This is a genomic window from Nocardia arseniciresistens, from assembly GCF_046764875.1.
In the GTDB taxonomy this organism is placed as follows: Bacteria; Actinomycetota; Actinomycetes; order Mycobacteriales; family Mycobacteriaceae; genus Nocardia; species Nocardia arseniciresistens.
On record NZ_JBKORD010000001.1, the window covers coordinates 760992 to 786858 of the forward strand.

27 protein-coding genes and 1 tRNA gene are annotated in these 25867 nt (G+C 65.3%); 13 read left to right on the forward strand and 15 right to left on the reverse strand.

Annotation, left to right across the window (positions count from 1 at the left end):
* Positions 1 to 129 precede the first annotated feature (129 nt).
* The 5 genes from rpsG to hppD all read right to left on the reverse strand — a co-directional run bounded on the left by rpsG (position 130) and on the right by hppD (position 3775).
* Positions 130 to 600, reverse strand: a complete 471-nt coding sequence (gene rpsG / locus ACLMAJ_RS03480; protein WP_330250547.1) for a 30S ribosomal protein S7 — start codon at positions 598 to 600, stop codon at positions 130 to 132.
* A 1-nt stretch (position 601) separates the two neighbouring features.
* A complete protein-coding gene (gene rpsL / locus ACLMAJ_RS03485; RefSeq protein WP_067527016.1) occupies positions 602 to 976 on the reverse strand; it encodes a 30S ribosomal protein S12 in 375 nt (124 codons plus the stop codon).
* Positions 977 to 1271: 295 nt separating this feature from the next.
* Complete coding sequence (locus tag ACLMAJ_RS03490) at positions 1272 to 1838, reverse strand: DUF3558 domain-containing protein (protein WP_412011964.1); 567 nt, start codon at positions 1836 to 1838, stop codon at positions 1272 to 1274.
* Between the two features lie 11 nt (positions 1839 to 1849).
* Positions 1850 to 2377: a DUF3558 domain-containing protein gene (locus ACLMAJ_RS03495; protein WP_412011965.1), complete on the reverse strand. Its 528-nt coding sequence runs from the start codon at positions 2375 to 2377 to the stop codon at positions 1850 to 1852.
* Positions 2378 to 2539: 162 nt separating this feature from the next.
* The gene (gene hppD / locus ACLMAJ_RS03500; RefSeq protein WP_412011966.1) at positions 2540 to 3775 is read right to left on the reverse strand and encodes a 4-hydroxyphenylpyruvate dioxygenase; all 1236 of its coding nucleotides are present in this window, start codon (positions 3773 to 3775) and stop codon (positions 2540 to 2542) included.
* 147 nt (positions 3776 to 3922) lie between these two features.
* On the opposite strand from hppD, the gene ACLMAJ_RS03505 reads away from it, so the two are divergent.
* A complete protein-coding gene (locus ACLMAJ_RS03505) occupies positions 3923 to 4447 on the forward strand; it encodes an Lrp/AsnC family transcriptional regulator (protein WP_412011967.1) in 525 nt (174 codons plus the stop codon).
* 87 nt (positions 4448 to 4534) lie between these two features.
* Here ACLMAJ_RS03505 and ACLMAJ_RS03510 read toward each other — a convergent pair whose 3' ends face one another.
* Together ACLMAJ_RS03510 and ACLMAJ_RS03515 are read right to left on the reverse strand one after the other, a co-directional pair.
* Positions 4535 to 5644 (reverse strand): winged helix DNA-binding domain-containing protein, encoded by a 1110-nt coding sequence (locus ACLMAJ_RS03510; protein ID WP_412011968.1) that lies wholly within the window; start codon positions 5642 to 5644, stop codon positions 4535 to 4537.
* Between the two features lie 152 nt (positions 5645 to 5796).
* Positions 5797 to 6771, reverse strand: a complete 975-nt coding sequence (locus tag ACLMAJ_RS03515; RefSeq protein WP_412011969.1) for an NADPH:quinone oxidoreductase family protein — start codon at positions 6769 to 6771, stop codon at positions 5797 to 5799.
* Between the two features lie 162 nt (positions 6772 to 6933).
* On the opposite strand from ACLMAJ_RS03515, the gene ACLMAJ_RS03520 reads away from it, so the two are divergent.
* The gene (locus ACLMAJ_RS03520; protein WP_412011970.1) at positions 6934 to 7230 is read left to right on the forward strand and encodes a type VII secretion target; all 297 of its coding nucleotides are present in this window, start codon (positions 6934 to 6936) and stop codon (positions 7228 to 7230) included.
* A complete protein-coding gene (locus ACLMAJ_RS03525) occupies positions 7227 to 8375 on the forward strand; it encodes a transglycosylase SLT domain-containing protein (RefSeq protein ID WP_412011971.1) in 1149 nt (382 codons plus the stop codon). Before ACLMAJ_RS03520 ends, ACLMAJ_RS03525 begins: the two co-directional genes overlap by 4 nt.
* A gap of 36 nt (positions 8376 to 8411) precedes the next feature.
* On the opposite strand, the gene ACLMAJ_RS03530 is transcribed toward ACLMAJ_RS03525, so the two are convergent.
* Complete coding sequence (locus ACLMAJ_RS03530) at positions 8412 to 8603, reverse strand: helix-hairpin-helix domain-containing protein (protein WP_412011972.1); 192 nt, start codon at positions 8601 to 8603, stop codon at positions 8412 to 8414.
* Positions 8604 to 8742: 139 nt separating this feature from the next.
* Here ACLMAJ_RS03530 and ACLMAJ_RS03535 point away from each other — a divergent pair, with 139 nt between their 5' ends.
* Complete coding sequence (locus tag ACLMAJ_RS03535) at positions 8743 to 9513, forward strand: acyl-[acyl-carrier-protein] thioesterase (protein WP_412011973.1); 771 nt, start codon at positions 8743 to 8745, stop codon at positions 9511 to 9513.
* Between the two features lie 57 nt (positions 9514 to 9570).
* Here ACLMAJ_RS03535 and ACLMAJ_RS03540 read toward each other — a convergent pair whose 3' ends face one another.
* On the reverse strand, positions 9571 to 11241 hold the full coding sequence (locus ACLMAJ_RS03540) for an FAD-dependent oxidoreductase (protein WP_412011974.1): 1671 nt from the start codon (positions 11239 to 11241) through the stop codon (positions 9571 to 9573).
* A 182-nt stretch (positions 11242 to 11423) separates the two neighbouring features.
* Here ACLMAJ_RS03540 and ACLMAJ_RS03545 point away from each other — a divergent pair, with 182 nt between their 5' ends.
* Complete coding sequence (locus tag ACLMAJ_RS03545; protein ID WP_412011975.1) at positions 11424 to 11915, forward strand: SixA phosphatase family protein; 492 nt, start codon at positions 11424 to 11426, stop codon at positions 11913 to 11915.
* Between the two features lie 32 nt (positions 11916 to 11947).
* Here the strand turns inward: ACLMAJ_RS03545 and ACLMAJ_RS03550 are convergent, their stop codons facing one another.
* On the reverse strand, positions 11948 to 12151 hold the full coding sequence (locus tag ACLMAJ_RS03550) for a hypothetical protein (protein WP_412011976.1): 204 nt from the start codon (positions 12149 to 12151) through the stop codon (positions 11948 to 11950).
* A gap of 58 nt (positions 12152 to 12209) precedes the next feature.
* On the opposite strand from ACLMAJ_RS03550, the gene ACLMAJ_RS03555 reads away from it, so the two are divergent.
* From ACLMAJ_RS03555 to ACLMAJ_RS03575, 5 genes are all read left to right on the forward strand, one after another.
* Entirely contained in the window at positions 12210 to 12578 is a 369-nt protein-coding gene (locus ACLMAJ_RS03555) for a VOC family protein (RefSeq protein ID WP_412011977.1), read from the forward strand.
* Positions 12579 to 12700: 122 nt separating this feature from the next.
* Positions 12701 to 13159 carry a MerR family transcriptional regulator gene (locus ACLMAJ_RS03560; protein WP_412011978.1) on the forward strand — a complete coding sequence of 153 codons (459 nt, stop codon included), beginning with the start codon at positions 12701 to 12703 and terminating at the stop codon, positions 13157 to 13159.
* Positions 13156 to 14169 (forward strand): aldo/keto reductase, encoded by a 1014-nt coding sequence (locus tag ACLMAJ_RS03565; RefSeq protein WP_412011979.1) that lies wholly within the window; start codon positions 13156 to 13158, stop codon positions 14167 to 14169. Before ACLMAJ_RS03560 ends, ACLMAJ_RS03565 begins: the two co-directional genes overlap by 4 nt.
* A gap of 169 nt (positions 14170 to 14338) precedes the next feature.
* Positions 14339 to 14650: a GNAT family N-acetyltransferase gene (locus ACLMAJ_RS03570; protein ID WP_412011980.1), complete on the forward strand. Its 312-nt coding sequence runs from the start codon at positions 14339 to 14341 to the stop codon at positions 14648 to 14650.
* Positions 14647 to 15636: a pirin family protein gene (locus ACLMAJ_RS03575; protein WP_412011981.1), complete on the forward strand. Its 990-nt coding sequence runs from the start codon at positions 14647 to 14649 to the stop codon at positions 15634 to 15636. The genes ACLMAJ_RS03570 and ACLMAJ_RS03575 overlap by 4 nt, the downstream gene beginning before the upstream one ends.
* Positions 15637 to 15837: 201 nt before the next feature.
* On the opposite strand, the gene ACLMAJ_RS03580 is transcribed toward ACLMAJ_RS03575, so the two are convergent.
* Positions 15838 to 16788, reverse strand: a complete 951-nt coding sequence (locus ACLMAJ_RS03580) for a GlxA family transcriptional regulator (RefSeq protein WP_412011982.1) — start codon at positions 16786 to 16788, stop codon at positions 15838 to 15840.
* A 279-nt stretch (positions 16789 to 17067) separates the two neighbouring features.
* Here ACLMAJ_RS03580 and ACLMAJ_RS03585 point away from each other — a divergent pair, with 279 nt between their 5' ends.
* Together ACLMAJ_RS03585 and ACLMAJ_RS03590 are read left to right on the forward strand one after the other, a co-directional pair.
* On the forward strand, positions 17068 to 18021 hold the full coding sequence (locus ACLMAJ_RS03585; protein ID WP_412011983.1) for an NADP-dependent oxidoreductase: 954 nt from the start codon (positions 17068 to 17070) through the stop codon (positions 18019 to 18021).
* Positions 18022 to 18067: 46 nt separating this feature from the next.
* A tRNA-OTHER gene (locus ACLMAJ_RS03590) sits at positions 18068 to 18186 on the forward strand.
* 179 nt (positions 18187 to 18365) lie between these two features.
* On the opposite strand, the gene ACLMAJ_RS03595 is transcribed toward ACLMAJ_RS03590, so the two are convergent.
* Positions 18366 to 19223 carry a helix-turn-helix transcriptional regulator gene (locus ACLMAJ_RS03595; RefSeq protein WP_412011984.1) on the reverse strand — a complete coding sequence of 286 codons (858 nt, stop codon included), beginning with the start codon at positions 19221 to 19223 and terminating at the stop codon, positions 18366 to 18368.
* A gap of 100 nt (positions 19224 to 19323) precedes the next feature.
* On the opposite strand from ACLMAJ_RS03595, the gene ACLMAJ_RS03600 reads away from it, so the two are divergent.
* Positions 19324 to 20358, forward strand: a complete 1035-nt coding sequence (locus ACLMAJ_RS03600; protein ID WP_412011985.1) for an aldo/keto reductase — start codon at positions 19324 to 19326, stop codon at positions 20356 to 20358.
* On the opposite strand, the gene ACLMAJ_RS03605 is transcribed toward ACLMAJ_RS03600, so the two are convergent.
* The 3 genes from ACLMAJ_RS03605 to ACLMAJ_RS03615 form a co-directional block, all read right to left on the reverse strand.
* On the reverse strand, positions 20336 to 20806 hold the full coding sequence (locus ACLMAJ_RS03605) for a PaaI family thioesterase (protein ID WP_412011986.1): 471 nt from the start codon (positions 20804 to 20806) through the stop codon (positions 20336 to 20338). The genes ACLMAJ_RS03600 and ACLMAJ_RS03605 overlap by 23 nt on opposite strands.
* A 150-nt stretch (positions 20807 to 20956) precedes the next feature.
* Positions 20957 to 24910, reverse strand: a complete 3954-nt coding sequence (locus tag ACLMAJ_RS03610) for a DNA-directed RNA polymerase subunit beta' (RefSeq protein WP_412011987.1) — start codon at positions 24908 to 24910, stop codon at positions 20957 to 20959.
* A gap of 122 nt (positions 24911 to 25032) precedes the next feature.
* Positions 25033 to 25867: DNA-directed RNA polymerase subunit beta (locus tag ACLMAJ_RS03615; RefSeq protein ID WP_479725021.1), on the reverse strand; the 835-nt coding region annotated here is incomplete at its 5' end.

Genomic DNA, 25867 nt, shown 5'->3' on the forward strand with positions numbered 1-25867 from the left:
CCCCGCTCGTAGCTAGATGGAATTTTCGGGGACGACCCTGTGGTCGTCTCTATGTCAACGCAGCAAGCGGCGGGTAAGTGCCGCATCCTGCTGTGCCTCCCGGCCCGATAACGACGGGCCGGGCAGACGTCACCAGCGGTAGTGCGCGAAGGCCCGGTTCGACTCGGCCATCTTGTGGGTGTCCTCACGACGCTTCACCGAAGCACCGAGGCCGTTGCTGGCATCGAGGAGCTCATTGGCCAGACGCTCGACCATGGTCTTCTCCCGGCGAGCCCGCGAGTAGCTGACAAGCCAGCGCAGCGCCAGGGTGTTGGAGCGGCCGGGCCGCACCTCGACCGGCACCTGGTAGGTGGCGCCACCGACGCGGCGGGGCTTCACCTCGAGGGCGGGCTTGACGTTGTCGAGCGCACGCTTGAGGGTGACGACCGGGTCCGTACCGGTCTTCTCGCGCGCCTGCTCCAGCGCGGCGTAAACGATGCGCTCGGCAGTGGACTTCTTGCCGTCCATGAGGATCTTGTTGACCAGCTGAGTGACCAGCGGCGACCCGTAAACCGGATCGTTGATCAGCGGACGCTTGGGTGCGGGGCCCTTGCGTGGCATATCAGCTCTTCTCCTTCTTGGCGCCGTAACGGCTGCGGGCCTGCTTGCGGTTCTTCACACCCTGGGTGTCGAGCGAGCCGCGAATGATCTTGTAGCGGACACCGGGAAGGTCCTTCACACGACCGCCGCGAACGAGCACCATCGAGTGCTCCTGCAGGTTGTGGCCCTCGCCCGGGATGTAGGCCGTGACCTCGACCGCGCTGGTCAGGCGAACACGCGCGACCTTACGCAGCGCGGAGTTCGGCTTCTTCGGGGTCGTGGTGTACACGCGAGTGCACACGCCACGGCGCTGCGGGCTCCCCTTGAGAGCCGCGGTCTTGGTCTTGGTGACCTTGTCGCGGCGACCCTTGCGGACCAGCTGGTTGATGGTTGGCATAGACCGGCTTTCCTTGAATTAGTTAACGCGGTGTCTGGCACTTAATGTCTTTGTCATCGAGCCTTCACCCGCAAGTTCAGCCGCGTTTTCACGCGTCCCGAGGTCGGGTGTGTCGCACGTGAAGCAGGACCGGTTTTCCGGGCACGCCGGGAAGGTCAGCCGCTTTCGCTGGCTTACATCCACGCACGAACTTGCCCGTATGCTTCCGGGCACAGCGATCCACGATACCCGTGGTCTCGACACAGGGTCAAAGTGGGGTGGGTAACCACCACGCCGAAGGAGTTCGGGGGCAAGCCTACCTGGCGAGGTTGAGGGTGAGCTCGACGAGTTTCTGCGCACCGACGCACGGATCGGGGTGACTGGAACCGGGGCGATAGTTGATCCACCAACCGATCACACCGGTATCGGCCGCGCTGGCGCTGACACCGCAGGAGTCGGGATCGTTGGGGCGGTGTGTCTGCAGCGCACGCTGCCCCTGCACGGTGATGTTGTTGGTGAGGTAGCCCAGCTTGTCGTTGTTGGTCTTCTCATTGTTCAGTGAGCCGACCTCGTACCAGTTCAGGGTCACCATGGCGCTACCGCCGGGCGCACTGATCACATCCCACATGCACACCGCGCCATAGAAAGACGGTGAGGCGAACGCGCCGTCACCGACCGCACTGCCGATCTGATCCATCGAGACGACATCGCACTCGCGCAGCAGTTTGTCGAAATTCGTGTTGACCGACGATCCCGTCCCCGAACCCGCCGGATGCGCCGAACCAGGCACAGTGGCGCCGCAGCCGGACACCGAAACGGCGACGCCGAGCGCCGCGAGCACGGCGACCAGGCCACGAGCTGTCGAACCAGCACGAAGTTTCATCGCGTTCTCCCTCACTGCAACCGCTGCACGGTCAGCTCCGCGAGCTTACGCATCCGGTCGCACGGATTGCCTGTCGCGGCGAACAGTCCGAACGACATCGACCACTCGAAGAAATCGTCGTCGAGCTGTACAGCCAGATCACACACCGAACTGTTCGGTTCGAGGGCCTGGAACCCGACACGGCCACCGACCTCGATCTTTTCCACACCACGCCCCTGGGTGGTCACCCACGCCTTTTCCCGGTCGATGGGGCTGCCCCGATACGAGGCGAAGGTGACGCTCGTCGAACCCTGCCCCGCGGACTCCCAATTGCAACCGACCGAGTTCTTGAACACCCGCGAGATCTGCGACAAGCCTGCGGCGTCACGGATCTCGTTGTCTGTGACGTGGCCGCACTCACCGGCATGCGGGCCCAATGTCGCGACCTTCGGCGGCGGACGAAGCGGCGTATCCGACGAATCGGAGTCGCCACTCGAACCGCATGCCGACAGTGCCAACGCCAAGGTTGTGCCGATGACGATTGCCGACGGAATCCGCATGCCGTGAACTCTACTGAATCTTTTGGCAGCGCCTGCGGCGCTGCGTGTTCGCGGCCCCGAAGGTTCGCTTCCGAGCAGTCGAGACTCGCGACTTCGGCGCATGCGCTTCGACTACTCGGAAGCGAACGTCGCTCGTAAGACTCGCTCCGTGGTGCGTGCGTTCTACAGGTTTCCTCGGGATTCCTGTTCGCGTTCGATCGCTTGGAACAGGGCTTTGAAGTTGCCCTTGCCGAAGCCGAGGGAGCCGTGTCGCTCGATCAGCTCGAAGAAGACGGTCGGGCGGTCGGTGATGGGCTTGCAGAAGATCTGTAGCAGGTAGCCGTCTTCGTCGCGGTCGACGAGGATGCCGCGGCGCTGTAGTTGGTCGACCGGCACGCGGACATGGCCGATGCGGGCGCGCAGTTCGGGGTCGGAGTAGTAGGTGTCCGGCGTCTCGAGGAATTCGACGCCCTCACGGCGCAGGGTGTCGACACAGGTGAGGATGTCACTGGTGGCCAGCGCGATGTGCTGCACGCCCGGCCCGCGATAGAACTCGAGGTATTCGTCTATCTGCGAACGCTTCTTGCCTGCGGCGGGCTCATTGAGCGGGAACTTCACTCGGTGATTGCCATTGGCTACGACCTTGCTCATCAGCGCCGAATATTCGGTCGCGATGTCGTCCCCGACGAATTCGGCCATGTTCGTGAAACCCATGACGCGGCGGTAGAAGTCGACCCACTGGTCCATCATGCCGAGCTCGACATTGCCGACGACATGGTCGATCGCCTGGAACAAACGGACCGGCGTGCCCGCGCGCGGCTGATAGTTGGAGCGGCGAGCGACGTAGCCGGGCAGGTAGGGCCCGTAGTACTTGGAACGATCGATGAGCGTGTGCCGCGTCTCGCCGTAGGTGGCCACCGCGGCCGAGCGGACCGTACCGAATTCGTCTGTCTCATCGTGTGGTTCGACCAGAATCGTCGCGCCGTGGGTGCGCGCCCATTCGGCGCATCGGTCCACATCCGGCACCTCGAGCGCGATATCGACGACGCCGTCACCGTGCCGGTGATGGTGGGCGACAAGCGCGCTGTCCGGGTCGACCGCGCCGGTGACCACGAACCGGGCGCCGCCGCTGCGCAGCACGAACGCCTTGTTGTCGCGGTTACCGGTCTCCGGTCCCGAATAAGCCTCCAGTCGCATACCGAAGGCGGACTCGAGAAAGTGCGCGGTCTGCGTCGCGTTGCCGACCACCCAGACCAGGGCATCCCAGCCGATGACGGGGAACGGGTCGACGCTGTCGTCGTGCTCCACCAGTCCGACGAGCCTGCGCAGCTCACCGTCGGTCGGCCGGGGCTCGTCGTTTCGAGCGACCCGCAAGCGGTCGCTAGCGGCCGGCCGGGACGGCAGGTTATCGATGGTCATGATCCAAGGAAATCGTCACCACCCCCGGTAGGCAATAGCGGCGGATTTCGATAGACACTCTGGCGAATTCGGCTAGCAAGTCACCCAAGATGCTGGACAATTTGAATAGCATCACCGAGCACAACAGCGCCACGAACGGAGGCCGACATGTCGCACACGCCGGCGAAACTCGACGAACTCGATCTCGCCATCCTGACCGCGATGCACGATTATCAGAAGGCGGGCATCCTCGAGCTGTCGCGCCGCACCAAGGTCGCGAGGGCCACCGTCCAGTCCCGGATCGGGCGGATGGAGGAATCCGGTGTCATCGCCTCCTATGACCCGCAAATCGACGTCACCGCAGCGGGTTTCGATGTCGAGGCTTTCGTCACGCTGGAGATCGCGCAGGGTGCGCTCGACACCGTGGCCGCGGAACTCGAGGCGATTCCCGGTGTGCTCGAGGCATACGCGACCACGGGATCCGGTGATGTGCTGTGCCGGATCGGCGCCGACTCGCACGCTGGCCTGCAATCGGTCTTGCTGAGCATCGACCGGACCAGCTCGGTAGTGCGCTCACACAGCGTCATCGTGCTGTCGACGGTGATCCCGCGCCGCGCGCTGCCGCTGCTGCGCACCTTGACCCCCACCGGCACCGCCAAGGCGCCCGCCTACCGCTACGCCGGCGAGCGGTAGGCGGGGCTGCCTCGCCTACCGCTCGACCCGGCGTGAGCGGCTGCCTACGCTGAAGCATCTGCCGATGACCTGGCTCGATGATTCGGATTATGGCCGCAGGTCGACGCCCATATCGAGAATCTCGACGCGTGGCTCCCTGTCGGCCTCCAGGAACGCGAGCAGCGCGTGCGCCTCGGCCTCGACCGATGCCCGCTCCGACGCCGACCACGGCCGGGTCGGGCTGATGCGCAACCTGGCCAGCCCTTTCTCCAGGAAGACCTTGTAGAGACCGGAGAGGAAGCCGTCGATCAGGACCGATGACACCTGGGTCGCGAATGCCTGCAGCGGCATCGCCCCGCCATCGGGCACGATCCTGGTCCGATCCTGGTGCGAGAGAACGACATTGTCGTACCAGCCCAGCAAGCGAACCGGCGCGGGCAGATCCGGATCGGCAAGCTCACCGTCGGCTACGTCGTAGAGGGTGCGGCCGCGCTCGTCGGTGTAGGTGCGCAACCGGTCGCCGAGTTGCTCGACCGCTTTCTTCATACCGGTCAACTTCGACCAGGTCTGCATGTCCATGGTGCTGGCGGGACCGAACGCCCGCAGGTACCGGAAGACCAACTCCGCCAATGGATACGTCGGATCCAGCGGCGCACCGAGCCACGGCTCGACCCGGGACCAGACCGGCCTGCTGTTGTCCTTCCACTTCCCGCGCGGCGGGGTCTGCAACACCGGCAACTGATACAGCCAGGTCTGCACGACCGCGCCCGCGTCCCGATCCGGCCACAGCACGGCCGCTTGCGCGCGCATGTCCGCTGTCGCCATCGGTTCGTCGCCGAGCACAGCCTCGCCACGCTCGCGGACTTCCTCGGGATCGAGCCCGACCATCGCGCCGAAGTTGAAACCCTTACGGAACGGGACCTTTTCGAGCTCGGGCTGCACATGCGGTGCGATACGCAGCGCATCGGGTGGCGTGACCAGATGAATCGTGCCGCGCATCAGCGTGATGCGGACCAGCGAGTGGTCGTCGAGGCCCGCCGACACCGTCATCGGATCGAAATCCGTGATACGGCTCCATAATCCGATGAACGGCGGCGTCGAGTCTTGCGCCTGTAGCCCGATGAGATGGTCACACATCTCGGGCACGGTCAGTGCCGAGCGCTCCAGCAGATGTTGACGGGAGAGCAGGGTTCGGTTCAGTACCCGAGTAGACAGCATCGCGCAGCGTTTCTATGAGGGGTGGCGGTCGGGCGACGGGCGGGCCAGCATCGCGCAGCGTTTCTATGAGGGGTGGCGGTCGGGCGACGGGCGGGCCAGCATCGCGCAGCGTTTCTATGAGGGGTGGCGGTCGGGCGACGGGTGGGCCGGAATCAGCGGATGGTGACTACGACTTTGCCTGTGGCGGTGCGGTTATCCAGTGAACCGACCGCCGCCGCGGCCTGCTCCAACGGATAGAGCACCGGGTTCGGCGGCGCGATCTTGCCCGAGGCGAGCAGCGGCTCGACCTCATCCCACTGCTCGGTCAGGTAACCGGGGTGCGTCATCACCCATTCGCCCCAGGCGGCGCCGGTCACCTCGACATTCTTGAGCAGCAGCCGGTTCACCTTGACCGTGGGGATCTCGCCCGCCGTGAAACCGACGACCAGCAGTCGGCCCGCCGAGGCCAGCGACCGGATGCTGTCGGTGAAGCGATCGCCGCCCACCGGGTCGATCACGATGTCCACACCGCGGCCACCGGTCAGTTCCTTGACCGCGGCGAGCCAGCCATCGGTCAGAACCACATCGGTCGCGCCGTTGGCGCGAGCCACCGCCGCCTTCTCCTCGGTGCTGACCACCGCGATCACCCGGCCGGCGCCGAGCGCGGCCGCCATCCGCAGCGTCGAGGTGCCGATGCCGCCCGCACCGCCGTGCACGAGCACGGTCTCGCCCTCGGCGAGCCTGCCGCGGTTACGCAGGCAGAAATGCACGGTCAGGTCGTTGAACAGGATGCCAGCCCCGGCCTCCAGCGAAACGTTGTCCGGCAAGCGGAACACCATCTGCGCGGGCGCGACGGCGACTTCGGCCATGGCATTGCCGAGCAGCGTCAGCGCGACCACCCGGTCGCCCGCCTTGACGTGCGCGCCGTCGGGCGCCTCCCGAACAATGCCCGCCACCTCGCCGCCGACGACGAAAGGCAACTCGGGCTTCATCTGGTAGAGCCCGCGCGTCATCAGCACATCGGGAAATGCCACCCCGGCCGCGTGCACGTCGATGACAACGCCCCCCGGATAGCCAGCGGGCTCCGGGATCTCCACGATCTCGACCGCTTCGGGCCCTTCCAACTTGCTGACCTGGGCTGCGCGCATGTGCCGACCTCTCTGTCCAGTCGCCGACGCGGGAACTCGCCGGCGACGCTGTTATCCAACCTAATGTGCCACCACAGCACGGCGCTTCGGGGCACCTTTCCCGACGCTCCCGTTTTGCTATGCTGGCCCCGACTTATGGTCGGGCGGGAAGGGGGATTTCCTATGCAGGTCAATCCGGAGACGCTGAAAACGTTCGCGACGAATCTGAGCACCGAAGCGGGCAGCGTTCAGAAGTTCAATGAGGGGGAAGGCTTCGGCGTCGCGAGCAACGCGCTGCCCGGCACCGAATTCGGTGGTGCCGTCCAGCAAACGACCGACGTGGTCAACCGTTGCCTACAGCGGATCGGCGAGCGCCTGACGACCGTCGCCGACAATATGCACAATGCGGCGGGCGCGTACGAGCTGACCGAAGACGATTTCGCCGCGAAGCTCCGCGCGATCGGACTGCAGGTGTCATGACCCTCACCATTTCTGATGTAGCGAGCTGGGAGCCCGACCAGCTGACCACCGCGGGCAACCACGCGGCGGGGATGGCGACGAAGCTGGACGGCGCGATCAGGGACGGTTCCGACAAGACCCGCGCACTTGCCTGGTCCGGCGCCGCCGCCACCGCGGCGAATGCCCGAATGGACACCGAGAAGACCCGGTCGGGCACGGTCAGCGCCGCCTTGCAGGCTTTGCAGACCGCGTTCACCTCACAGGTGGACAACTTGAAGAACGCGAAAACGAAGGTATTGCAGCTGCGCGACCTGGCAACCACTTCGACTCCGGCCGCGGACGGCGGTGCAGCGGTACCGGGCTTCAAGGTCGAGCCCAATGGCACCGTCACCGCCGAGGACCGCATCGCCAAGGTCACTGCCCTGATGAACGGCCAGCAGCGCGTGGACGAGTCCCTGCGAATTCAACGGGATGCCGCGACGTGGCAGGTGGACATCACCAACGCGTTGCAGCAGGCGGAAAGTGTTGCCCAACAGGCGAAAACGCAGGTCACCCAAGCGGTCGCCACGCTCCAGACCGCCTATGACGGCCTCGGCGAACCGAAATCCGGCAGCACGCCCGCGGCGGCGCCGACCACACCGGCCGCGACCAATAGCGCAACGCCTGTCGCCTCGAACAAACCCCACTATGTGTCGAGCGGCAATCACAGCAACAGCGGCAACTCGAATTCGTCTTCGGGGGCGTATTCCGGCAGCCCGAGTTCGGGCTCCCCCACCAGTTCCGGCTCTCCGACCGGGCCGATGCCGAGCGGCGATGTGGCGGAATGGATCGCGAAGGCCAAAGAGAAGCTGATCGCGATGGGTTACAGCCCAGATCAAATCGATGAGCGAGCGCTCGCGATGATGATCGAGCACGAATCCGGCGGGAATCCGTTGATCGTCAACGAATGGGACAGCAACGCCGCGGCCGGTCACCCCTCGAAGGGGCTGATGCAGTGCATCGACAGCACGTTCAACGCATACAAGGCGCCCGGCCACGACGATATCTACGATCCGGTCGACAACATCATCGCAGGCACGCGGTACGCGATCGACCGTTACGGCTCGCTCTCCAACGTTCCCGGCGTGGCCGCGGTCAATACCGGTGGGGCGTACCAGGGGTACTGACCTGACGCGCGGTGTCGTGGGCGCGGCCCGATAGCGTCAGGCGAAGCTCTGGTTGCGGGCCGCGAGCGCCGCGCGGAGTTTGGCGACGGCGGTTGGGCCGACGCCGTGCAGAGCGGCGAGGTCGCGTTCGGCCCAGGTGGTGAGGTCGGAAAGACACTGGATTCCGGCGTTGGCGAGGGCTCGTTCGGCGGGTTTTCCGAGTTTATCGGGGAGGTCCGAGTCGGGCATGGGTCTATTTTGCCTGGTTGGGCGGCGTGTGCGGGAGTACGGGCGGCTCGACGCGAGGGTGTGATGTACGACCCGTAAAGTCATCTCAGAACAAGCACCGCACGAGAACGCGGCACAACGTGCAGCGCGAGGAGCACCAGTGTCACTCGAACAGCCACTCGCCCCGCTTCCCCAGGAGGGCATGGGGTTCGCTTCGACGTGGCCCATCCGGGCTGGCGATGTAGACCCGTATAACCGACTGCGTTTCGACGCGATCGCGCGGTATCTGCAGGATATCGCCGCGGAACAGCTGGAGCAGACGTTTCTCAACCGGACCGATCCGAACTGGATCGTCCGACGCACTGTGATCGACGTGATCAGGCCGATCCTCATGCCCGACCGGGTGCGGTTGCTGCGGTGGTGTTCGAGCATGTCGACCAGGTGGACGAACATGCGGGTGCGGGTGACCAGCGCAAACGGCGGGCTGATCGAGACAGAGGGCTTCTGGATCAATATCAGCGATTCGAACAATATGCCGGCGCGAATCAGCGACGAGGGCTTGGCGTACCTCGCGCAGACCACCACCGAGCACCGGTTGCGCTGGCGGGCATATCTCACCGACAGCACACCGGCGGAGTCCGATACCGACATGCCGTTTCCGGTCCGTGCCACCGATATCGACCAGTACAACCACGTCAACAACGCCTGCTACTGGCAAGCGGTGGAGCAGTTCCTCGCCGAATACCCCAAGATCCTCGCCGCACCGCACCGCGCGGTGATCGAGTATGTGGCGCCGGTGCTCGCGCGCCAGCATGTGACGGTCCGCAGTCGTTATGAGGCGGGCGACCGGTCCGGCCAACCGGTACTGCGACTGTGGTTCGTCGTCGGCGGCACCACTACCACCGTCGTTCGGATCATGCCGCTGGCTTGACCGCGGGAGAAGACAACGCCGGTCGGATCATTCGAATCCGACCGACGTTTGGTTCACTCAGCCGCGTGCGGCCTTCAGCAGGTCCTCGAGGGTGGTGAATTTGACCCTCGGGCGGCCTGCGACCTTGCCCGCGGTCTTCTCCGCCACATCGATTGCCTTCCAGCCTTCCCTGCCGACGAGGTCGGCCTGCCGCTCGCCGAGCAGCGCCTTCAGCGCGGACCGATCGGACTGCGGCGCAGCGAGTTTGCCTGCGGTGAAGTCGGCGATCAGCTGCTCGACGGTTTCCTCGGAGTCGACGCGGTTGGAGCCGATGACACCGCGCGGACCGCGCTTGATCCAGCCACTGACGTACACGCCGGGGATCGGGGTACCGTCGGCGCCGATGACGCGGCCGTGCTCATTGGGCACCACACCCTTGCGCTCGTCGAAGGGCAGCTCGCCGACCGGTTGGCCGCGGTAGCCGATGGACCGCAGCACCAGCGAAGCGTCCACGCTCTCAGTACGGTCGGTCGCCCGCGCCACCAATTGGCCGCCCTCGCTGACCAATTCGTTGTGTACGAATTCAACCGATTCGACATGGTCGGCACCGGTGAGCGCGGTGGGAGAGACCAGATACCGGAAGATGATCCGCTTGTTGGCCGGATCGCGCCGGCCCGTCGCGTACTCCTCGGCGAGGGTGTACTTGAGCCGTAACGACGGCTCGACCTTCGGATCGTCGAGCAGCGCTTGGCTGCCCGCGTCGAGGGTCAGATCGGCGTCGTCGACGATGACGTCGATGCCCTTCAGGTGGGTGAGCGCCATGAACTCCGACGAGGTGTAGGCCGCCTGGAGCGGGCCGCGCCTGCCGAGAATTACCACTTCACGAATATTGCTGTGGCGCAGCGCGTCCAGGGCGTGGTCGGCGATATCGGTCTTGGCGAGCTCATCGGGGTTCACCGTCAGCACGCGCGCGACGTCGAGCGCTACATTGCCGTTGCCGACGATCACCGCGCGCTCACCGGACAGATCGAACTGCCGATCCGCGTAGTCGGGGTGGCCGTTGTACCAGGCGACGAACTCGGTCGCCGAATGGCTGCCCGGCAGGTCCTCACCCGGTACACCCATGCGGCGGTCGGTGGACGCGCCGACCGCGTACACCACGGCGTGGTGATGGGCCAGCAGTTCCTCATGGCTGATGTGCGTACCGACCTCGACGTTGAGGTAGTACTGCAACGTCTCCCGCCGGAACGCGGACTCGAACAGGCTCGAGACGGTCTTGGTGCCAGGATGGTCCGGGGCCACACCCGCGCGTACCAGGCCCCACGGCGTCGGCAGCCGGTCGAACATCTCGACCTCCACGTCGGCTCGGCGCAGCAGCTCGTCGGCCGCGTAGCAGGCCGCGGGTCCCGCACCGACGATCGCGACGCGCAGAGTGCCGAGATCCTTCGGCGGTCGCGCCGGCGCCACGATCGGATCGAAGTTCGATTCGAGCGGGTGCCGTTCGAAGTACGCGGCATTGACGTCTCGATACCTGGCCAGCGACGCGGTGAGGTCGTCCTCGGAGAAGATGGCCTCCACCGGGCACGCGTCGACACAGGCACCGCAGTCGATACAGGTGTCGGGGTCGATGTAGAGCATTTCGGTCGTCGCGAACTCCGGCTGATCCGGTGTAGGACGAATGCAATCGACCGGGCACTCGGAGACGCAGCTGGCGTCGTTGCAACAACGCTGCGTAATTACGTAGGCCATAGTGTGCAGATCCTCGAAAATGTGCGTGGGCTGTAGGCCGCCGGTGTGGTTGAAGATGGGGGCATCAGCGTCACGACAGCGGACCCGCGGGGGTGTCCCGCAGGGCGCCGCGTTGTGACGCCGCTTTCAGTTTGCCTCGAGTGTGGTTCAAGCCTCTCGGCCGGAGGCCCTACGGTATCCCTATGGTGCGGACTCTGATCCTCATGCGGCACGGTAAATCGTCCTATCCGGACGGAGTCGCCGACCACGAACGCCCCCTCGCTCCGCGCGGACAACGTGAAGCGAGGCTGGCAGGGCAGTGGTTGCGCGATACGCAGCCGCGGATCGATGCGGTGCGGTGTTCGACGGCGACACGCACCAGGGAAACGCTGGCCGCGACCGGAATCGACGCGCCGGTGGTCTACGAGTCCGGTATCTACGAGGCATCGCCGCGAAACCTTATCGAATTGGTTCAGCTCAGCGACGACGACGTCACGACATTGCTTGTGGTCGGGCACGCGCCAGGGATGCCGTGGACGGCATGGGAGCTGGCGGCCAACCGCGACTCGACGCAGGCGGTCGAGCTCAGCACGAAGTTTCCCACCTCGGCACTCGCGGTGCTCGAATTCGACCGACCGTGGGCGGAGGTCCACCCCGGCACCGGTGAACTGGTGCGCTTCCATATTCCGCGCTGACCAGCCTTTCGCCCGGGTCGCCGACGTCGATGTCAGTTCAGCAATTTGCCACCGACCACAACGACAGCGCCGAGCACGACAAGCAGCACGAAGGCGGCGAACCCACCGACCAGCCACCAGACGAGACCGAGCGCGACGACGAATGGCGCCACCGCCACAGCGGTGATCACCGGGCTTTCCTTGACCGTGGCCCAGGCCGAACGCGCCCTGACCCGATCGATGTCCTTACCTGGCATGCCCCAAGCGTAGGCGCGAAACCCGGACTTTGTCGGTGCTCAGTGGGATGCTCTGGATATGGATTGGAAAATCGAACTCGTCGCCATTCCGGTCACCGACGTGGACCGGGCCAAAGACTTCTACACGAAGATCGGGTTCAACGCCGACTTCGATGAAAGCCCCACCGAGGGAATCCGTTTCGTCCAGCTGACCCCGCCGGGTTCCGCCTGTTCGATCTGTATCGGCACCGGCATCACCGAGGCCGCGCCCGGCAGTGTCGAAGGCATGCAGGTCGTCGTCGCGAGCGCGGAAGCCGTCTACGAACAGCTGGTCGCGGCCGGTGTGGAAGCTACGCCGGTCAAGGACATGGGCTGGGGTCTTTTCACCTTCTTCGCCGATCCCGACGGCAATAAATGGGCCGTCCAGGAACTGCCGAACCGCGGCTGACCGCTCGCCCCTTCGCGCCCCGCCGGTTCGACGATGTTCGGGCCCATCAGGAGAATGGGTCTTGCTTGGAGTGCACTCCAGGTGGGTAGCGTCGTCGGTGTTCAACGAGAAGGGCGAGTGCAGTGAGTGAAACCGCACGTCAGGATGGTGGGAGCGGCGATAGAGAGCAGCCGCGCTACTCGATCGGTGATGCCGCCGAACGGTCCGGGCTGAGCCGCGACACGCTGCGCTGGTACGAGCGGATCGGGCTGATGGATTACATCGGGCGCGACCACACCGGGAAGCGGCGGTTCAGCGAACGCGACCTGGATTGGCTCGCGCTGATCGGCAGGCTGCGCACGACCGGCATGTCGGTGGCGGACATGGTCCACTACGCGGAATTGGTACGGGCGGGCGAATCGACGTTCCCCGAACGGCTCGAGATGTTCCGCAATACCCGCGCCGAGGTACTCGCCAAGATCGATGAACTTCGACAGACCGTGGCCGTGCTGGATTACAAGATCGACGTTTACGAGGGCAAGACCTCGGCGATCCGTCCGGCATTTCTCGCCACGCACACAGGCGAAGGGATAAACGCATGACCGACACGCTCCCCACCACCGCACTCGGACGCAGCGGCATCGAGGTGGGCGCGCAGGGGCTCGGCTGTATGGGCATGAGCGAGTTCTACGGACCCGCCGACCTCACCGAATCCCGCGCGACCCTGGATCGCGCGCTGGAACTCGGCGTCACGCTGTTCGACACCGCCGACATGTACGGCTCCGGCCACAATGAGGAATTCCTCAGCGAATTCGTCAAGGCCAATCGAGACCGGGTAGTGCTCGCCACCAAGTTCGCCATGGTCCGCAAGGCCGACGACCCCACCTACCGCGGCATCGATAACTCCCCCGCCTATATCCGCAGCGCGGTGGACGCCAGCCTGCGCAGGCTCGGCATCGACACCATCGACCTGTACTACATGCACCGCCGTAATCTCGAGGTGCCGATCGAGGAATCGGTCGGTGCGATGGCGGAACTGGTTACGCAGGGCAAGGTTCGGGCGCTCGGCCTGTCCGAGGTGACCGGCGACGAGCTGCGTGCGGCCGATGCCGTGCACCCGATCGCGGCCGTACAGTCCGAATGGTCGCTGTTCTCCAGGGATGTCGAGCGCACCGTGGTGCCCGCCGCCGCGGAACTAGGCGTGACGTTCGTGCCGTACTCGCCGCTGGGCCGAGGGTTCCTCACCGGATCTTTCGCCAGCGCTGGCGAATTGACGGACGCGAAGGACTTCCGGCACTCCATGCCGCGGTTCTCCGGCGACAACGCGGTGCACAACGCCGAACTGCTCGCCCCGCTGCGCGCCATCGCGGACGCGCGAGGTAGCACGCTCGCGCAGGTCGCGCTCGCCTGGGTGCACGCACAGGCCGCGGTGCGTGGGCTGTCGGTGGTTCCGATCCCTGGCACTCGTAGCCGCACCAGGCTGACCGAGAACGCGGCGGCCGCCACGATCACACTGACCGCCGACGAGCTCGCCATACTGGAGCCGATCACGGCTCAGGTAGCCGGAAATCGCTACGTGGACATGTCTTTCACCTCGGCGGGCCGGGAATAACATCCGGCGGCAGGTTCAGCGAGAACTCGTGAACCGAACACCACGCAGCACGGCGATCCGGACCGCAGTCCAAACGGGTCGCCGTGTTGCTCGGGCAACGATGGAGCGTGAGTACGCTTTCCCACAAAGCATCCATCGGATGATCAGTGTGCGGAAGGAGAAGGCGAACATGACCGAATCGGCTCCGGAGAGCAAGGTCGTCCGCAACGACGAGAAGAACCGCTACGAGGTCTTCCACGGCGGCGAGCTCGCCGGTTTCAGCGAGTACGAGGAGCGCGACAACGAGACGGTGTTCATCCACACCGAGATCGACGACGCCTTCTCCGGCAGGGGCCTCGGCGGCATCCTCGCGAAACAGGCCGTCGAGGACGTCATCGCGCGTGGTCGCGTGATCCGGCCGCTGTGCCCGTTCATCAAGGCCTACCTCGACAAGCATCCGCAGTACGACGAGCATGTGGTCGACGAGGGCATCGCGCAGTGAGCGATCTCGATCCGCATCCCGAGGAAGCGTTGTGTGAGGCGGGTCCGTGTCCGGGTCCGGTGACCGAGTTCTTCCCGGCGCGCGAGGTTCCGCTGGGCGGCGTGCGCGGCGTTTTCGTGGAACGGGTACTGCCGCAACGCGATCTGCCGACCGTCGGGGCCTGGTGCTTCCTCGATCATTTCGGATCGCCCACCGTTACCAAGACGGGCGCGTCACCCGATATCGACCCGCACCCGCACATCGGCCTACAGACCGTGACGTGGCCGTTCGACGGCCGAATCAGGCACCGTGACTCGGTCGGGTCCGATGTGGAGATCCAGCCGGGTCAGCTGAACCTGATGACCTCCGGGCGCGGTATCGCACATTCCGAATACAAGGTCGACGGCGCGCACTCCGGGCACGGGTTGCAGCTGTGGATCGCATTGCCCGGCACCGAGACCGAGATCGCACCGCACTTCGAGCAGCATCGCGAACTGCCGGTCTACCAGACGCCGGGAGTTCGTGCCATCGTGCTGATCGGGTCGCTCGGTGGTCTGACTTCACCGGCGACTGCCTACACGCCCATCGTCGGCTCGGACGTGCGGATCGAGCCCGGCGTCGAGGCCGCTATTCCGCTCGACCCCGACTTCGAATACGCGGTGATGGTGATCGAAGGCGGCGTCACCGTCGCGGGCGCGGATGTCGGCGCGGGCCCGCTGCTGTACCTGGGCTCCGGACGCACCGAACTGCCGCTCAGCAGCCCAACCGGCGCGCATTTCGCGCTGATCGGCGGCGAGCCGTTCGGTGAGGATCTGGTGATGTGGTGGAACTTCGTCGGCCGCAGTCACGAGGACATCGTCGCAGCGCGAAATGACTGGGAGAACCGGAATGTCGAGCGGTTCGCGGATATCGTCGGCCACCCACCCGAGCAGCGGATCCCCGCGCCGCCCCTGCCAGGGCTGCACCTGAAGCCGCGCAAGCGCCGAATCGGCCATTCTCACAACTGATTTCGGTGGTCGACAAGCCATAATTCAGCTGCGATCGGCGCGGTCACGGCGAGCAGTGTGACCGGCTCGGGTGCCGCCGAAGTAGCGTGAGTGAATGTCGTTCGACGAGAATGAGCCTGATCACTGTTTCTGATAGCCCGCATTGAGCGAAGATCCCCTGCCGGACTGCAACATTCCGTCGCCTGCGGGGTGCGGCTCGAATCAGACAGCGGTACCGCGGAATGTCCTGCGGTAGGCGTTCGGCGAGGTGCCGAGCACCGAACGCATGTGCTGGCGTAGCGAATTGGCGGTGCCGAAGCCGGAGCGGTTGGCAACCAGATCGATGCTGAGGTCGCTGTTTTCGAGCAGGTCGCGGGCCCGCTCCAAGCGCTGTGCCGTCAGCCATCGCCCCGGCGTGGAACCGGCTTCGTCGCGGAACTTCCTGGTGAAGGTGCGTACGCTCATCCTGGCGTGAGTTGCCATCTCCTCCAGCGAGATCTGGTCCGCGAGCCGATCGAGCAGCCAGGCGCGGGTGCCCGTCGTCGAGGCGACCGTCGGTGGCGGCACCGGGCGTTCGATGAACTGAGCCTGACCACCGTCGCGCCACGGCGGAACCACGCAACGACGCGCGACGCGGTTGGCGACGGCCGCCCCGTGATCACGGCGTACCAGGTGCAGACACAGATCGATGCCCGAGGCGACCCCCGCAGAGGTGAGCACGTCGCCGTCGTCGACGAAAAGCACGTCTTGATCGACCCGCACCCGGGGATAAGCGCGCCGGAACTCCTCGGCCCGCTGCCAGTGGGTGGTCGCCGGGCGGCCGTCGAGCAGACCGGCGGCGGCGAGCACGTAGCTGCCGGTGCAGATCGACACCATCCTGGTGCCGGCGCGGACCAGGGCCAGCGCGGAGGCCAACGGCTGCGAGAGCGTGCCGCCGAGGTGTAACTCGCTGAGATCGTGGATCGGCGGCACGATCACCGTGTCGGCGGTTGCCAGCGCCTGCGGACCGTGCGCCACGGCAATCGTGAAACCCGCGTCGCTGTCGACCGGCTGCCCGTCCGCCGTGCACACCACCACCTCGTAGAGCGCCCGGCCTTCGTCGTCGAAAGCGTTCCCGAATACCCGCGACGGAATACCCAGCTCGAACGGTGGCACGCCCGCGAGCGCTAGCACGACGACTCGATGCGGTGTCTTTTCGAGCGACCTGCAAGCAGTCGCAAGCGGTGCCGTTTCGACCGACCTGCAAGCAGTCGCAAGCGGTGCCGTTTCGACCAACCTGCAAGCAGTCGCAAGCGGTGCCGTTTCGACCGATGTGGCGGTGGGTGTGGTGTCGACGACCATGTGGCCGGATTCTGTCAGATATTGGCCATCCAGCCAATACCGTGCTCGGGCGCTTCGATGCACGCTGGTCTCGGCTCGCACACTGCCGAGCCCTAGGAAAGGACACACACCATGAGCACTAGCACCACGATGCGCGCGATCGGCGTCCGTGAGTGGGGCGGCCCGGAGGTCCTGACGACCGTGGAGATCGAGCGCCCCGAACCCGGGGTGAGCGAGATCCTGGTGCGGGTGCACGCGGCCGGAGTGAACGCGGTCGACTGGAAGACGCGCGCCAGCGGTGGTCTGATCGCGTGGGGCTCGCCACCCATCGTCGGCTGGGATGTTTCCGGCACGGTCGAGGCGCTCGGCCCCGGCGTGACGCTGTTCCAGCCGGGCGACCAGGTATTCGGCATGCCGCACTTCCCACGCCAGGCGGGCGGTTACGCCGAATTCGTCGCCGCACCGGCCCGGCAGTTCGTCCGCAAACCCGACACGATCACCCACATCGAGGCGGCCGCCCTGCCGCTCGCGGCGCTGACCGCCTGGCAGGGGCTGATCGATACGGCCGAACTCCGTGCCGGACAACGTGTTCTGATCCACGCCGCCGCGGGCGGGGTCGGACATCTGGCAGTGCAGATCGCCAAGGCGCGTGGGGCGTACGTCATCGGAACGGCTCGCGCGGATAAGCACGAATTCCTGCGCGCACTCGGTTCGGACGAAGTAATCGACTACACGACGGTCGATTACGCCGAGGCGGTACGAGATGTCGATGTCGTACTCGACGCCGTCGGCGGCGACTACGGCACCCGCTCATTGCGGACGCTACGACCCGGCGGCCACCTGGTGACCTTGCCGGGCCCGGACGATGTACCACCGGCTGACGAGGCTGCGGCCCTCGGCGCGCGGACCGGCTGGACCATGGTCGAACTGGACTCGGCTGGATTACGCGCAATCGCCGATCTCGTCGCCGCGGGCCGACTTCGGCCCGAGATCGACACCGTGCTTCCGCTCGCGGAGGCCGGTAAGGCGCACGCGTACGGCGAGACGGGACGCGCGCGCGGAAAAATCGTTCTACAAGTGGTGTAGTCCGTTCCTATGATGTCGCCAGCGGGTTTGCGCAAACCCGCAGGATGCGGACCGTGGCAGAGCGGCCCAATGCAGACCGGCGCCCGAAGGAACCTCGGGCGCCGGTGTGATGGAGACGAGCGGCCCTGCTCCGATCCGTCCGCGGGTTCGAATCCCGCCGGTCGCCGCATCCGCCGAGAAACGTCTCATCCGAGTCGGGCTACCTCGAGTTGGGTTGAGCTAGTTCCACCGGCACGGTGCGACCATCGCTCGCGACTGTTGCCCGACACCCGTAGCGCCCCGCCGATGACGGGTGGCACCGCGCCGACTGCGCCAACGATGGCGGTGCGCTCGAACAGCGTGAGTCATCTGCGGATCTCGTCGGTGGGCGCCAGGGTCTGGGTTCCGATGACGCGCAACAGATCCAGCTTGTCCGCGGCATCCGTGCCCGGACGCGGCAAGTAGACCAGCAGGCGTTGGGCCGAGTTCGGCGTCAGCAGGGTTTCACAGACGATGTCGATCAGGCCGACCTGAGGATGCATGATCCGTTTGGTGTCGGTGACCCGCACCGCCACTTCGTGTTCGTTCCACAGCCGCTCGAATTCCGGACTCGCGGAACGCAATGCGCTCACATACTCGGTAACGTCGGCGTCACCGGACCGACGCGCGGCGGTGGCTCGCAAGTCGGCGACATGACTGCGACCCAACCGATCCCAGTCGTCCGCGGGGAAGATGGACCTGGACTGCGGGTCGGTGAACCAGCGCCATGCGTAGTAGCGCTCCATGCCGCGGCGAATTCCGTGGTCACCGACCAGCAGCGTGTGCATCCGGTTCTGCACGAGCACCTCGCCGAGGTCGGTGACCACCGTGGCCGCGGTGTCGTCGAGCTTGGCGAGCACGTGCAGCAGCCCGGGGCCGACGTGCTTGTCGCCGAGCTCACCGCCGGGGGCCGCGTGGTCGCAGAGGTGATACAGGTGATCGCGCTCGTCACTGGTGAAGCGCAATGCTCGAGCCAGCGACGCCAGCACCTGGGTCGAGGGCCGCGGACCCCGCGACTGCTCCAGCCGGGTGTAGTAGTCGGTGGACATGCCCGCGAGCAGCGCGACCTCGTCCCTGCGCAATCCAGGGGTGCGACGGCGGACGCCCGGTAGCAGGCCGACGTCGGCCGGCGTCAAAAGCTCGCGGCGGCGACGGAGGAAATCGGCCAGCTCGGATCGGTCCATACCTCCACTGTCCACGAAGCCTCGATGGCAAGCCAGGGATCGTCACTCCCCCGATAGACGATCTCTGCCGCGACCCGCGTCCGAGCGCCAAACTTGTCCCATGACGACATCGAAGATCTCCACCAGCAGGCTCGGCAGCACGGGACCGACGATCGGCCGTATCGGCCTCGGCGCGATGGGCATGTCGGGTATGTACGGCGCCGCGGACGACGCCGAATCGACCGCGACCATCCACGCCGCCCTCGACTCCGGCGCCAACCTCATCGACACCGGCGACTTCTACGGTGCGGGCCATAACGAGATGCTGATCGGCAAGGCCATCGCCGAGCTGCCACGCGAGGATGTGGTGCTCAGCGTGAAGTTCGGCGCGCTGCGCGGCCCAGACGGCAGCTGGGACGGCTTCGACAGCCGCCCTGCCGCGGTCCGCAACTCCCTCGGCTACAGCTTGCGACGCCTCGGTGTCGACTACATCGACATCTACCGCCCCGCCCGCCTCGACCCGAACGTGCCGATCGAGGACACCATCGGCGCGATCGGCGAACTCATCGAGGCAGGGTATGTCCGCCACATCGGGTTGTCCGAGGTCGGCGCGGATACGATTCGCCGGGCCGCCGCCGTACATCCGATCGCCGACCTACAGATCGAGTACTCGCTCATCTCCCGCGGTATCGAGGCCGAAATCCTGCCCGTCGCACGTGAACTCGGCATCGGCATCACCGCCTACGGCGTACTGTCGCGTGGCCTGCTCAGCGACACCGTGCGCCCCGAAACAACATTCGCCGCCAATGACTTCCGGGCCCACAGCCCGCGCTTCCAGGGTGAAAACCTCACCAAGAACCTGAAACTGGTCGACGCGCTCGCGAAAATCGCCGCGCAGAAGGGTGCCTCGGTGGCCCAGCTCGCCATCGCCTGGGTACTTACTCGCGGCGAGGACATCGTCCCGATCATCGGCTCCCGCAGTCGCGGGCGCTGGACGGAAACCCTCGGCGCGCTGGATGTGCGGCTGAGCGCCGAGGATCTGGCTGTCATCGAGGCAGCGGTACCCGCCGATCAGATCGCGGGCGACCGCTACGCCACCGCGCAAATGGCACTGCTGGACAGCGAGCGGTCACCTAGGCCCGTTTCGGGCGAATAACAGCGGTGAATGCCGCTGCGGCAACAACCTTTCCTGTGCTGTCGGCGATGCTCACCGGCACCTTCAATTCGATCGCGACGCGGGCCGCGATCTCAGCGCGAACCTTCTCTAGGGTCTCGGCCGAAACCTCCGACGTTGCCAGAAACGGCCCCGCCGCTCCCTTCGCCCGCGCCAGATATTCGATCCGCCCATCCCTGGCGACGATGAACGTCTCACCCATCAGATCGACGATTCCCGAGATGGACGCACCCATCGCCGCCGTCTCCGCCAGCCCGAACAACACCGCGGCATGCAGATCGCCGTTGTGGTTGAGATGCTCTGCACGCGGCGCGATCGCCACGACATTGCGGCCGGGCCCGAACTCCACCCCTTCGATACCGGCGTACTGGATGAAACCCAGCTTCTGAAAACCGGCCATCACCAGATCGCCCATGGTCGCGTTGTCCATCGAATCTCCCACCAGGCACAAAACTGAAACGTGTTCTACTTTCATACCTGGGGTTTCCACCGTTGTCTACGCTGACATGCTGGGCGACAACGCCGGAAAACGACAATCGCCCCGCTCCAACAGGAGCGGGGCGATTGTTCGACTACAGGGTTAGCGGTAGTCGCTGAAACCGTAATCGTCGAGCGGGACCGCGGCACCGGTGGAGGCGCCGAAGCTGTCCGGGCTGTAGTAGGTGTCGTCGTAGGACGGCACCGCGTACGCCGCGGCACGGGCTTCTTCGGTCGGCTGCACCGTGATGTTGCGGTAGCGGTTGATGCCGGTACCTGCTGGGATCAGCTTGCCGATGATCACGTTTTCCTTGAGGCCGATGAGCTTGTCCGAGCGGCAGTTGATCGCCGCGTCGGTCAGGACTCGAGTGGTCTCCTGGAAGGATGCCGCCGACAGCCACGAATCGGTCGCGAGCGACGCCTTCGTGATACCCATCAGCACCGGGCGACCCGCCGCGGGCTCATTGCCCTCGGCGACGACGCGACGGTTGGAGTTCTCGAACTCGGAACGCTCGGTGAGCGAGCCGGGCAGGAACTCCGTCGCACCCGAGTCGATGATCGTCACGCGACGCAGCATCTGGCGCACGATCACCTCGATGTGCTTGTCGTGGATCGACACACCCTGCGAGCGGTAGACCTCCTGGACCTCGTGGACCAGGTGGATCTGCACCTGACGGGGGCCCATCACGCGCAGCACCTCGTGCGGATCCGCCGCGCCTTCCAGCAACTGCTGGCCGACCTCGACATGGTCACCGTCCGAAAGCAGACGCTCGGAGCCGTCGTCGTGCTTGAAGACACGCAGACGCTGACGCTTCGAGAGCTTGTCGTAGACAACCTCTTCGCCACCGTCATCCGGGATGATGGTGATCTTGTAGAAGCGGTCGTCATCTTCCATCCGCACGCGGCCGGAGACCTCGGCGATCGGAGCCTTGCCCTTCGGCACGCGGGCCTCGAACAGCTCCTGCACACGCGGCAGACCACCGGTGATGTCCGCACCCGCGACACCACCCTGGTGGAAGGTACGCATCGTCAGCTGGGTACCGGGCTCACCGATCGACTGCGCGGCGACGATACCGACAGCCTCACCGATGTCGACCAGCTTGCCGGTCGCCATGGAGCGGCCGTAGCAGGTCGCACAGACTCCGGTACCGGTGGTGCAGGTCAGCACGGAGCGGACCTTCACCTCGGTGATACCGGCTTCCAGCAGCGCATCGATGGCCGGGTCGCCGAGGTCGGCGCCCTTTGCGATGACGAGGTTGCCCTTGGCGTCCACGGCATCCGATGCCAGGGTGCGTGCGTACGCGGAGGTCTCCACGTGCGCGTCCCTGATCAACTCGCCCGCCGCCTGCTTATCGGCGATCGTCACAACGATGCCGCGCTCGGTCGCACAGTCGTGCTCACGCACGATGACGTCCTGCGAGACGTCCACCAGACGACGGGTCAGGTAACCCGAGTCAGCGGTACGAAGCGCGGTGTCGGCCAGACCCTTACGGGCACCGTGGGTGTTGATGAAGTACTCCAGAACCGTCAGACCCTCACGGAAGGAGGACTTGATCGGCCGCGGGATGAACTCACCCTTCGGGTTGGTAACCAGGCCCTTCATACCGGCGAGGGTACGAGTCTGGGTGAAGTTACCTGTCGCGCCCGACTCGACGATCGTGATGATCGGGTTGTCCGGCGGGTAGTGCGCACGCAGTGCCGTACCGACCTCTTCGGTCGCTTCCTGCCAGATCTTGACCAATGCGCTGTTGCGCTCGGTGTGATCCAAAGCACCACGCTGGTACTTCTTCTCGATCTGATCGGCGAGCACCTCGTAGCGCTCCATGATCTCGGGCTTCTCCGGCGGCACGAGCACGTCGGTCATCGAGACCGTCACACCCGAACGCGTGGCCCAGTGGAAGCCGGCGTCCTTGAGCTTGTCGACGGTCTGCGCGACCACGATCATCGGGTAGCGCTCGGCGAGATCGTTGATGATCGTCGCCTGACGCTTCTTCGGCATCTGCTCGTTGATGAACGCGTAATCCGCGGGCAGCAACTCGTTGAACAGCACGCGACCCAGAGTGGTCTCGGCCAGCCACGCGTCGCCGCGGTTCCAGCCGTCCGGGAACAGCTCCGCCTCGATCTCCCTCGGCGGGCGCTGCTCGTTGAGCCGCACCTTGATCTGCGAACGCACGGTCAGCTCGCCACGGTCGACCGCCATCTGTGCCTCGGCAGGCGAGGAGTACACGCCGTGCTCGTTGGCATTCTTGGTGGCCGCCTTGTACTGGCCGATCTCGTTCTCCACCTGACGGGTCAGGTAGTAGAGACCCGTCACCATGTCCAGACGCGGCATGGCAAGCGGTCGACCCGACGCGGGCGACAGGATGTTGTTCGAGGACAGCATCAGGATGCGGGCCTCGGCCTGCGCCTCCGCGGACAGCGGAAGGTGCACGGCCATCTGGTCACCATCGAAGTCGGCGTTGAACGCCTCACAGACCAGCGGGTGCAGCTGGATGGCCTTGCCTTCGACCAGCTGCGGCTCGAAGGCCTGGATACCCAGGCGGTGCAGGGTGGGCGCACGGTTGAGCAGCACCGGGTGCTCGGCGATGACCTCTTCGAGGACATCCCACACCTGGGAGCGCTGACGCTCGACCATCCGCTTGGCGGACTTGATGTTCTGCGCGTGATTCAGGTCGACAAGACGCTTCATCACGAACGGCTTGAACAGCTCCAGCGCCATCAGCTTGGGCAGACCACACTGATGCAGCTTCAGCTGCGGGCCGACGACGATGACCGAACGGCCGGAGTAGTCGACGCGCTTGCCGAGCAGGTTCTGACGGAAACGACCCTGCTTGCCCTTGAGCAGATCGCTCAGGGACTTCAGCGGGCGGTTACCCGGTCCGGTGACCGGACGTCCACGGCGGCCGTTGTCGAACAGCGCGTCCACGGACTCCTGCAGCATCCGCTTCTCGTTATTGACGATGATCTCGGGCGCGCCGAGGTCGATCAGTCGCTTGAGGCGGTTGTTGCGGTTGATCACGCGGCGGTACAGGTCGTTCAGGTCGGAGGTGGCGAAACGGCCACCGTCGAGCTGAACCATCGGACGCAGCTCCGGCGGGATCACCGGGACAGCGTCGAGCACCATGCCCATCGGAGAGTTGCCGTTCATCTGGAACGCCGCGACGACCTTGAGTCGCTTGAGCGCGCGCAGCTTCTTCTGGCCCTTACCGCTGCGGATGGTCTCCCGCAGATTCTCGGCCTCGGCATGGATGTCGAAGTTCTCCATCAGCTTCTGGATGGACTCCGCACCCATGGCGCCGGTGAAGTACTCGCCGTAGCGGTCGACCAGCTCGCGGTAGAGAATCTCGTCCACGATGAGCTGCTTGATCGACAGCTTGGTGAAGGTGGTCCAGATCTCGTCGAGCCGGTCCAGCTCGCGCTGTGAGCGGTCACGGAGCTGGCGCATCTCGCGCTCGCCGCCGTCCTTGACCTTGCGGCGAACGTCGGACTTGGCACCCTCGGCCTCGAGCTCGGCCAGGTCGGCCTCGAGCTTCTGGGCGCGGGCCTCGAGATCGGCGTCGCGCTGATCGCCGACGGCCTTCTTCTCGACCTCCATCTCGGCTTCGAGTGTGGAGAGCTCGTTGTGACGCAACTCCTCGTCGACGCCGACGATGACGTAGGCGGCGAAGTAGATGATCTTTTCCAGATCCTTCGGCGCCAGGTCGAGCAGGTAACCGAGGCGCGAAGGCACGCCCTTGAAGTACCAGATATGAGTAACAGGAGCGGCCAGCTCGATGTGGCCCATCCGCTCACGACGCACCTTGGCGCGAGTTACCTCGACGCCACAGCGCTCACAGATGATGCCCTTGAAGCGGACACGCTTGTACTTGCCGCAGTAGCACTCCCAGTCCCGGGTGGGACCGAAGATCTTCTCACAGAAGAGCCCGTCCTTCTCCGGCTTGAGCGTGCGGTAGTTGATGGTCTCCGGCTTCTTCACCTCGCCGAAGGACCACTGCCGAATGTCGTCGGCGGAGGCAAGGCCGATCCGGAGTTCATCGAAGAAGTTGACGTCTAGCACGTAACTTCCTTTCCCCTATTCGGGTCGAATTCGAGCAAAAAGTTCACTAGTCACTGAAACGCGGAGCCGAATGCCGTTCTGACCAAGCAATCGCTACGGATGAACGGCATTCGGCCTACCGCCTAGTTCGCCAGATCGTCGATGGTTGCTGCTTCGTTCCTGGACAAGTTGATGCCCAAGTTCGCCGCAGCGCGCTCCAGATCCTCGTCCTCGCCGCCGCCCATCTCGATCGCGGCGCCGTCCGAAGACAGCACCTCGACGTTGAGGCACAGTGACTGGAGTTCCTTGAGGAGCACCTTGAACGACTCCGGGATGCCCGGCTCCGGAATGTTCTCGCCCTTGACGATCGCCTCGTAGACCTTCACGCGGCCGACAACGTCATCGGACTTGATGGTGAGCAGTTCCTGCAGCGTGTAGGCAGCGCCGTAGGCCTGCATGGCCCAGCACTCCATCTCGCCGAATCGCTGACCACCGAACTGCGCCTTACCACCCAGCGGCTGCTGGGTGATCATCGAGTACGGGCCGGTCGAACGAGCGTGGATCTTGTCGTCGACCAAGTGGTGCAGCTTCAGGATGTACATGTAGCCCACCGCAACCGGGTACGGGAACGGCTCGCCGGAACGACCGTCGAGCAGAGTTGCCTTGCCCTCGGCGTCGACCATGCGCTCGCCGTCGCGGTTGGGCAGCGTCGACCCGAGCAGACCGGTCAACTCCTCATCGCGGGCACCGTCGAATACCGGAGTCGCGATATTGGAGTCGGCCGGGGCCGCCAGCATCTCTTCCGGCAGGGTCTTGGCCCAGTCCGGACGGATCGCATCCGCACCGACGCCGATATCCCAGCCGGTCTTGCCGATCCACCCCAGGTGGGTCTCCAAGATCTGACCGATATTCATACGACGCGGCACACCATGCGTATTCAAAATAATGTCGACCGGAGTGCCATCCGGCATGAACGGC

Coding starts and splice junctions, on each gene's coding strand:
- ACLMAJ_RS03540 (WP_412011974.1), bottom strand. CDS start 11,241: ATGGCCTACGTAATTACGCAGCGTTGTTGCAACGACGCCAGCTGCGTC.
- ACLMAJ_RS03605 (WP_412011986.1), bottom strand. CDS start 20,806: ATGGACAACGCGACCATGGGCGATCTGGTGATGGCCGGTTTTCAGAAG.
- ACLMAJ_RS03570 (WP_412011980.1), top strand. CDS start 14,339: ATGACCGAATCGGCTCCGGAGAGCAAGGTCGTCCGCAACGACGAGAAG.
- rpsL (WP_067527016.1), bottom strand. CDS start 976: ATGCCAACCATCAACCAGCTGGTCCGCAAGGGTCGCCGCGACAAGGTC.
- ACLMAJ_RS03495 (WP_412011965.1), bottom strand. CDS start 2,377: ATGCGGATTCCGTCGGCAATCGTCATCGGCACAACCTTGGCGTTGGCA.
- ACLMAJ_RS03525 (WP_412011971.1), top strand. CDS start 7,227: ATGACCCTCACCATTTCTGATGTAGCGAGCTGGGAGCCCGACCAGCTG.
- ACLMAJ_RS03530 (WP_412011972.1), bottom strand. CDS start 8,603: ATGCCCGACTCGGACCTCCCCGATAAACTCGGAAAACCCGCCGAACGA.
- ACLMAJ_RS03490 (WP_412011964.1), bottom strand. CDS start 1,838: ATGAAACTTCGTGCTGGTTCGACAGCTCGTGGCCTGGTCGCCGTGCTC.
- ACLMAJ_RS03515 (WP_412011969.1), bottom strand. CDS start 6,771: ATGCGCGCAGCCCAGGTCAGCAAGTTGGAAGGGCCCGAAGCGGTCGAG.
- ACLMAJ_RS03565 (WP_412011979.1), top strand. CDS start 13,156: ATGACCGACACGCTCCCCACCACCGCACTCGGACGCAGCGGCATCGAG.
- rpsG (WP_330250547.1), bottom strand. CDS start 600: ATGCCACGCAAGGGCCCCGCACCCAAGCGTCCGCTGATCAACGATCCG.
- ACLMAJ_RS03600 (WP_412011985.1), top strand. CDS start 19,324: ATGACGACATCGAAGATCTCCACCAGCAGGCTCGGCAGCACGGGACCG.
- hppD (WP_412011966.1), bottom strand. CDS start 3,775: ATGACCATCGATAACCTGCCGTCCCGGCCGGCCGCTAGCGACCGCTTG.
- ACLMAJ_RS03585 (WP_412011983.1), top strand. CDS start 17,068: ATGAGCACTAGCACCACGATGCGCGCGATCGGCGTCCGTGAGTGGGGC.
- ACLMAJ_RS03545 (WP_412011975.1), top strand. CDS start 11,424: ATGGTGCGGACTCTGATCCTCATGCGGCACGGTAAATCGTCCTATCCG.
- ACLMAJ_RS03520 (WP_412011970.1), top strand. CDS start 6,934: ATGCAGGTCAATCCGGAGACGCTGAAAACGTTCGCGACGAATCTGAGC.
- ACLMAJ_RS03595 (WP_412011984.1), bottom strand. CDS start 19,223: ATGGACCGATCCGAGCTGGCCGATTTCCTCCGTCGCCGCCGCGAGCTT.
- ACLMAJ_RS03555 (WP_412011977.1), top strand. CDS start 12,210: ATGGATTGGAAAATCGAACTCGTCGCCATTCCGGTCACCGACGTGGAC.
- ACLMAJ_RS03510 (WP_412011968.1), bottom strand. CDS start 5,644: ATGCTGTCTACTCGGGTACTGAACCGAACCCTGCTCTCCCGTCAACAT.
- ACLMAJ_RS03550 (WP_412011976.1), bottom strand. CDS start 12,151: ATGCCAGGTAAGGACATCGATCGGGTCAGGGCGCGTTCGGCCTGGGCC.
- ACLMAJ_RS03505 (WP_412011967.1), top strand. CDS start 3,923: ATGTCGCACACGCCGGCGAAACTCGACGAACTCGATCTCGCCATCCTG.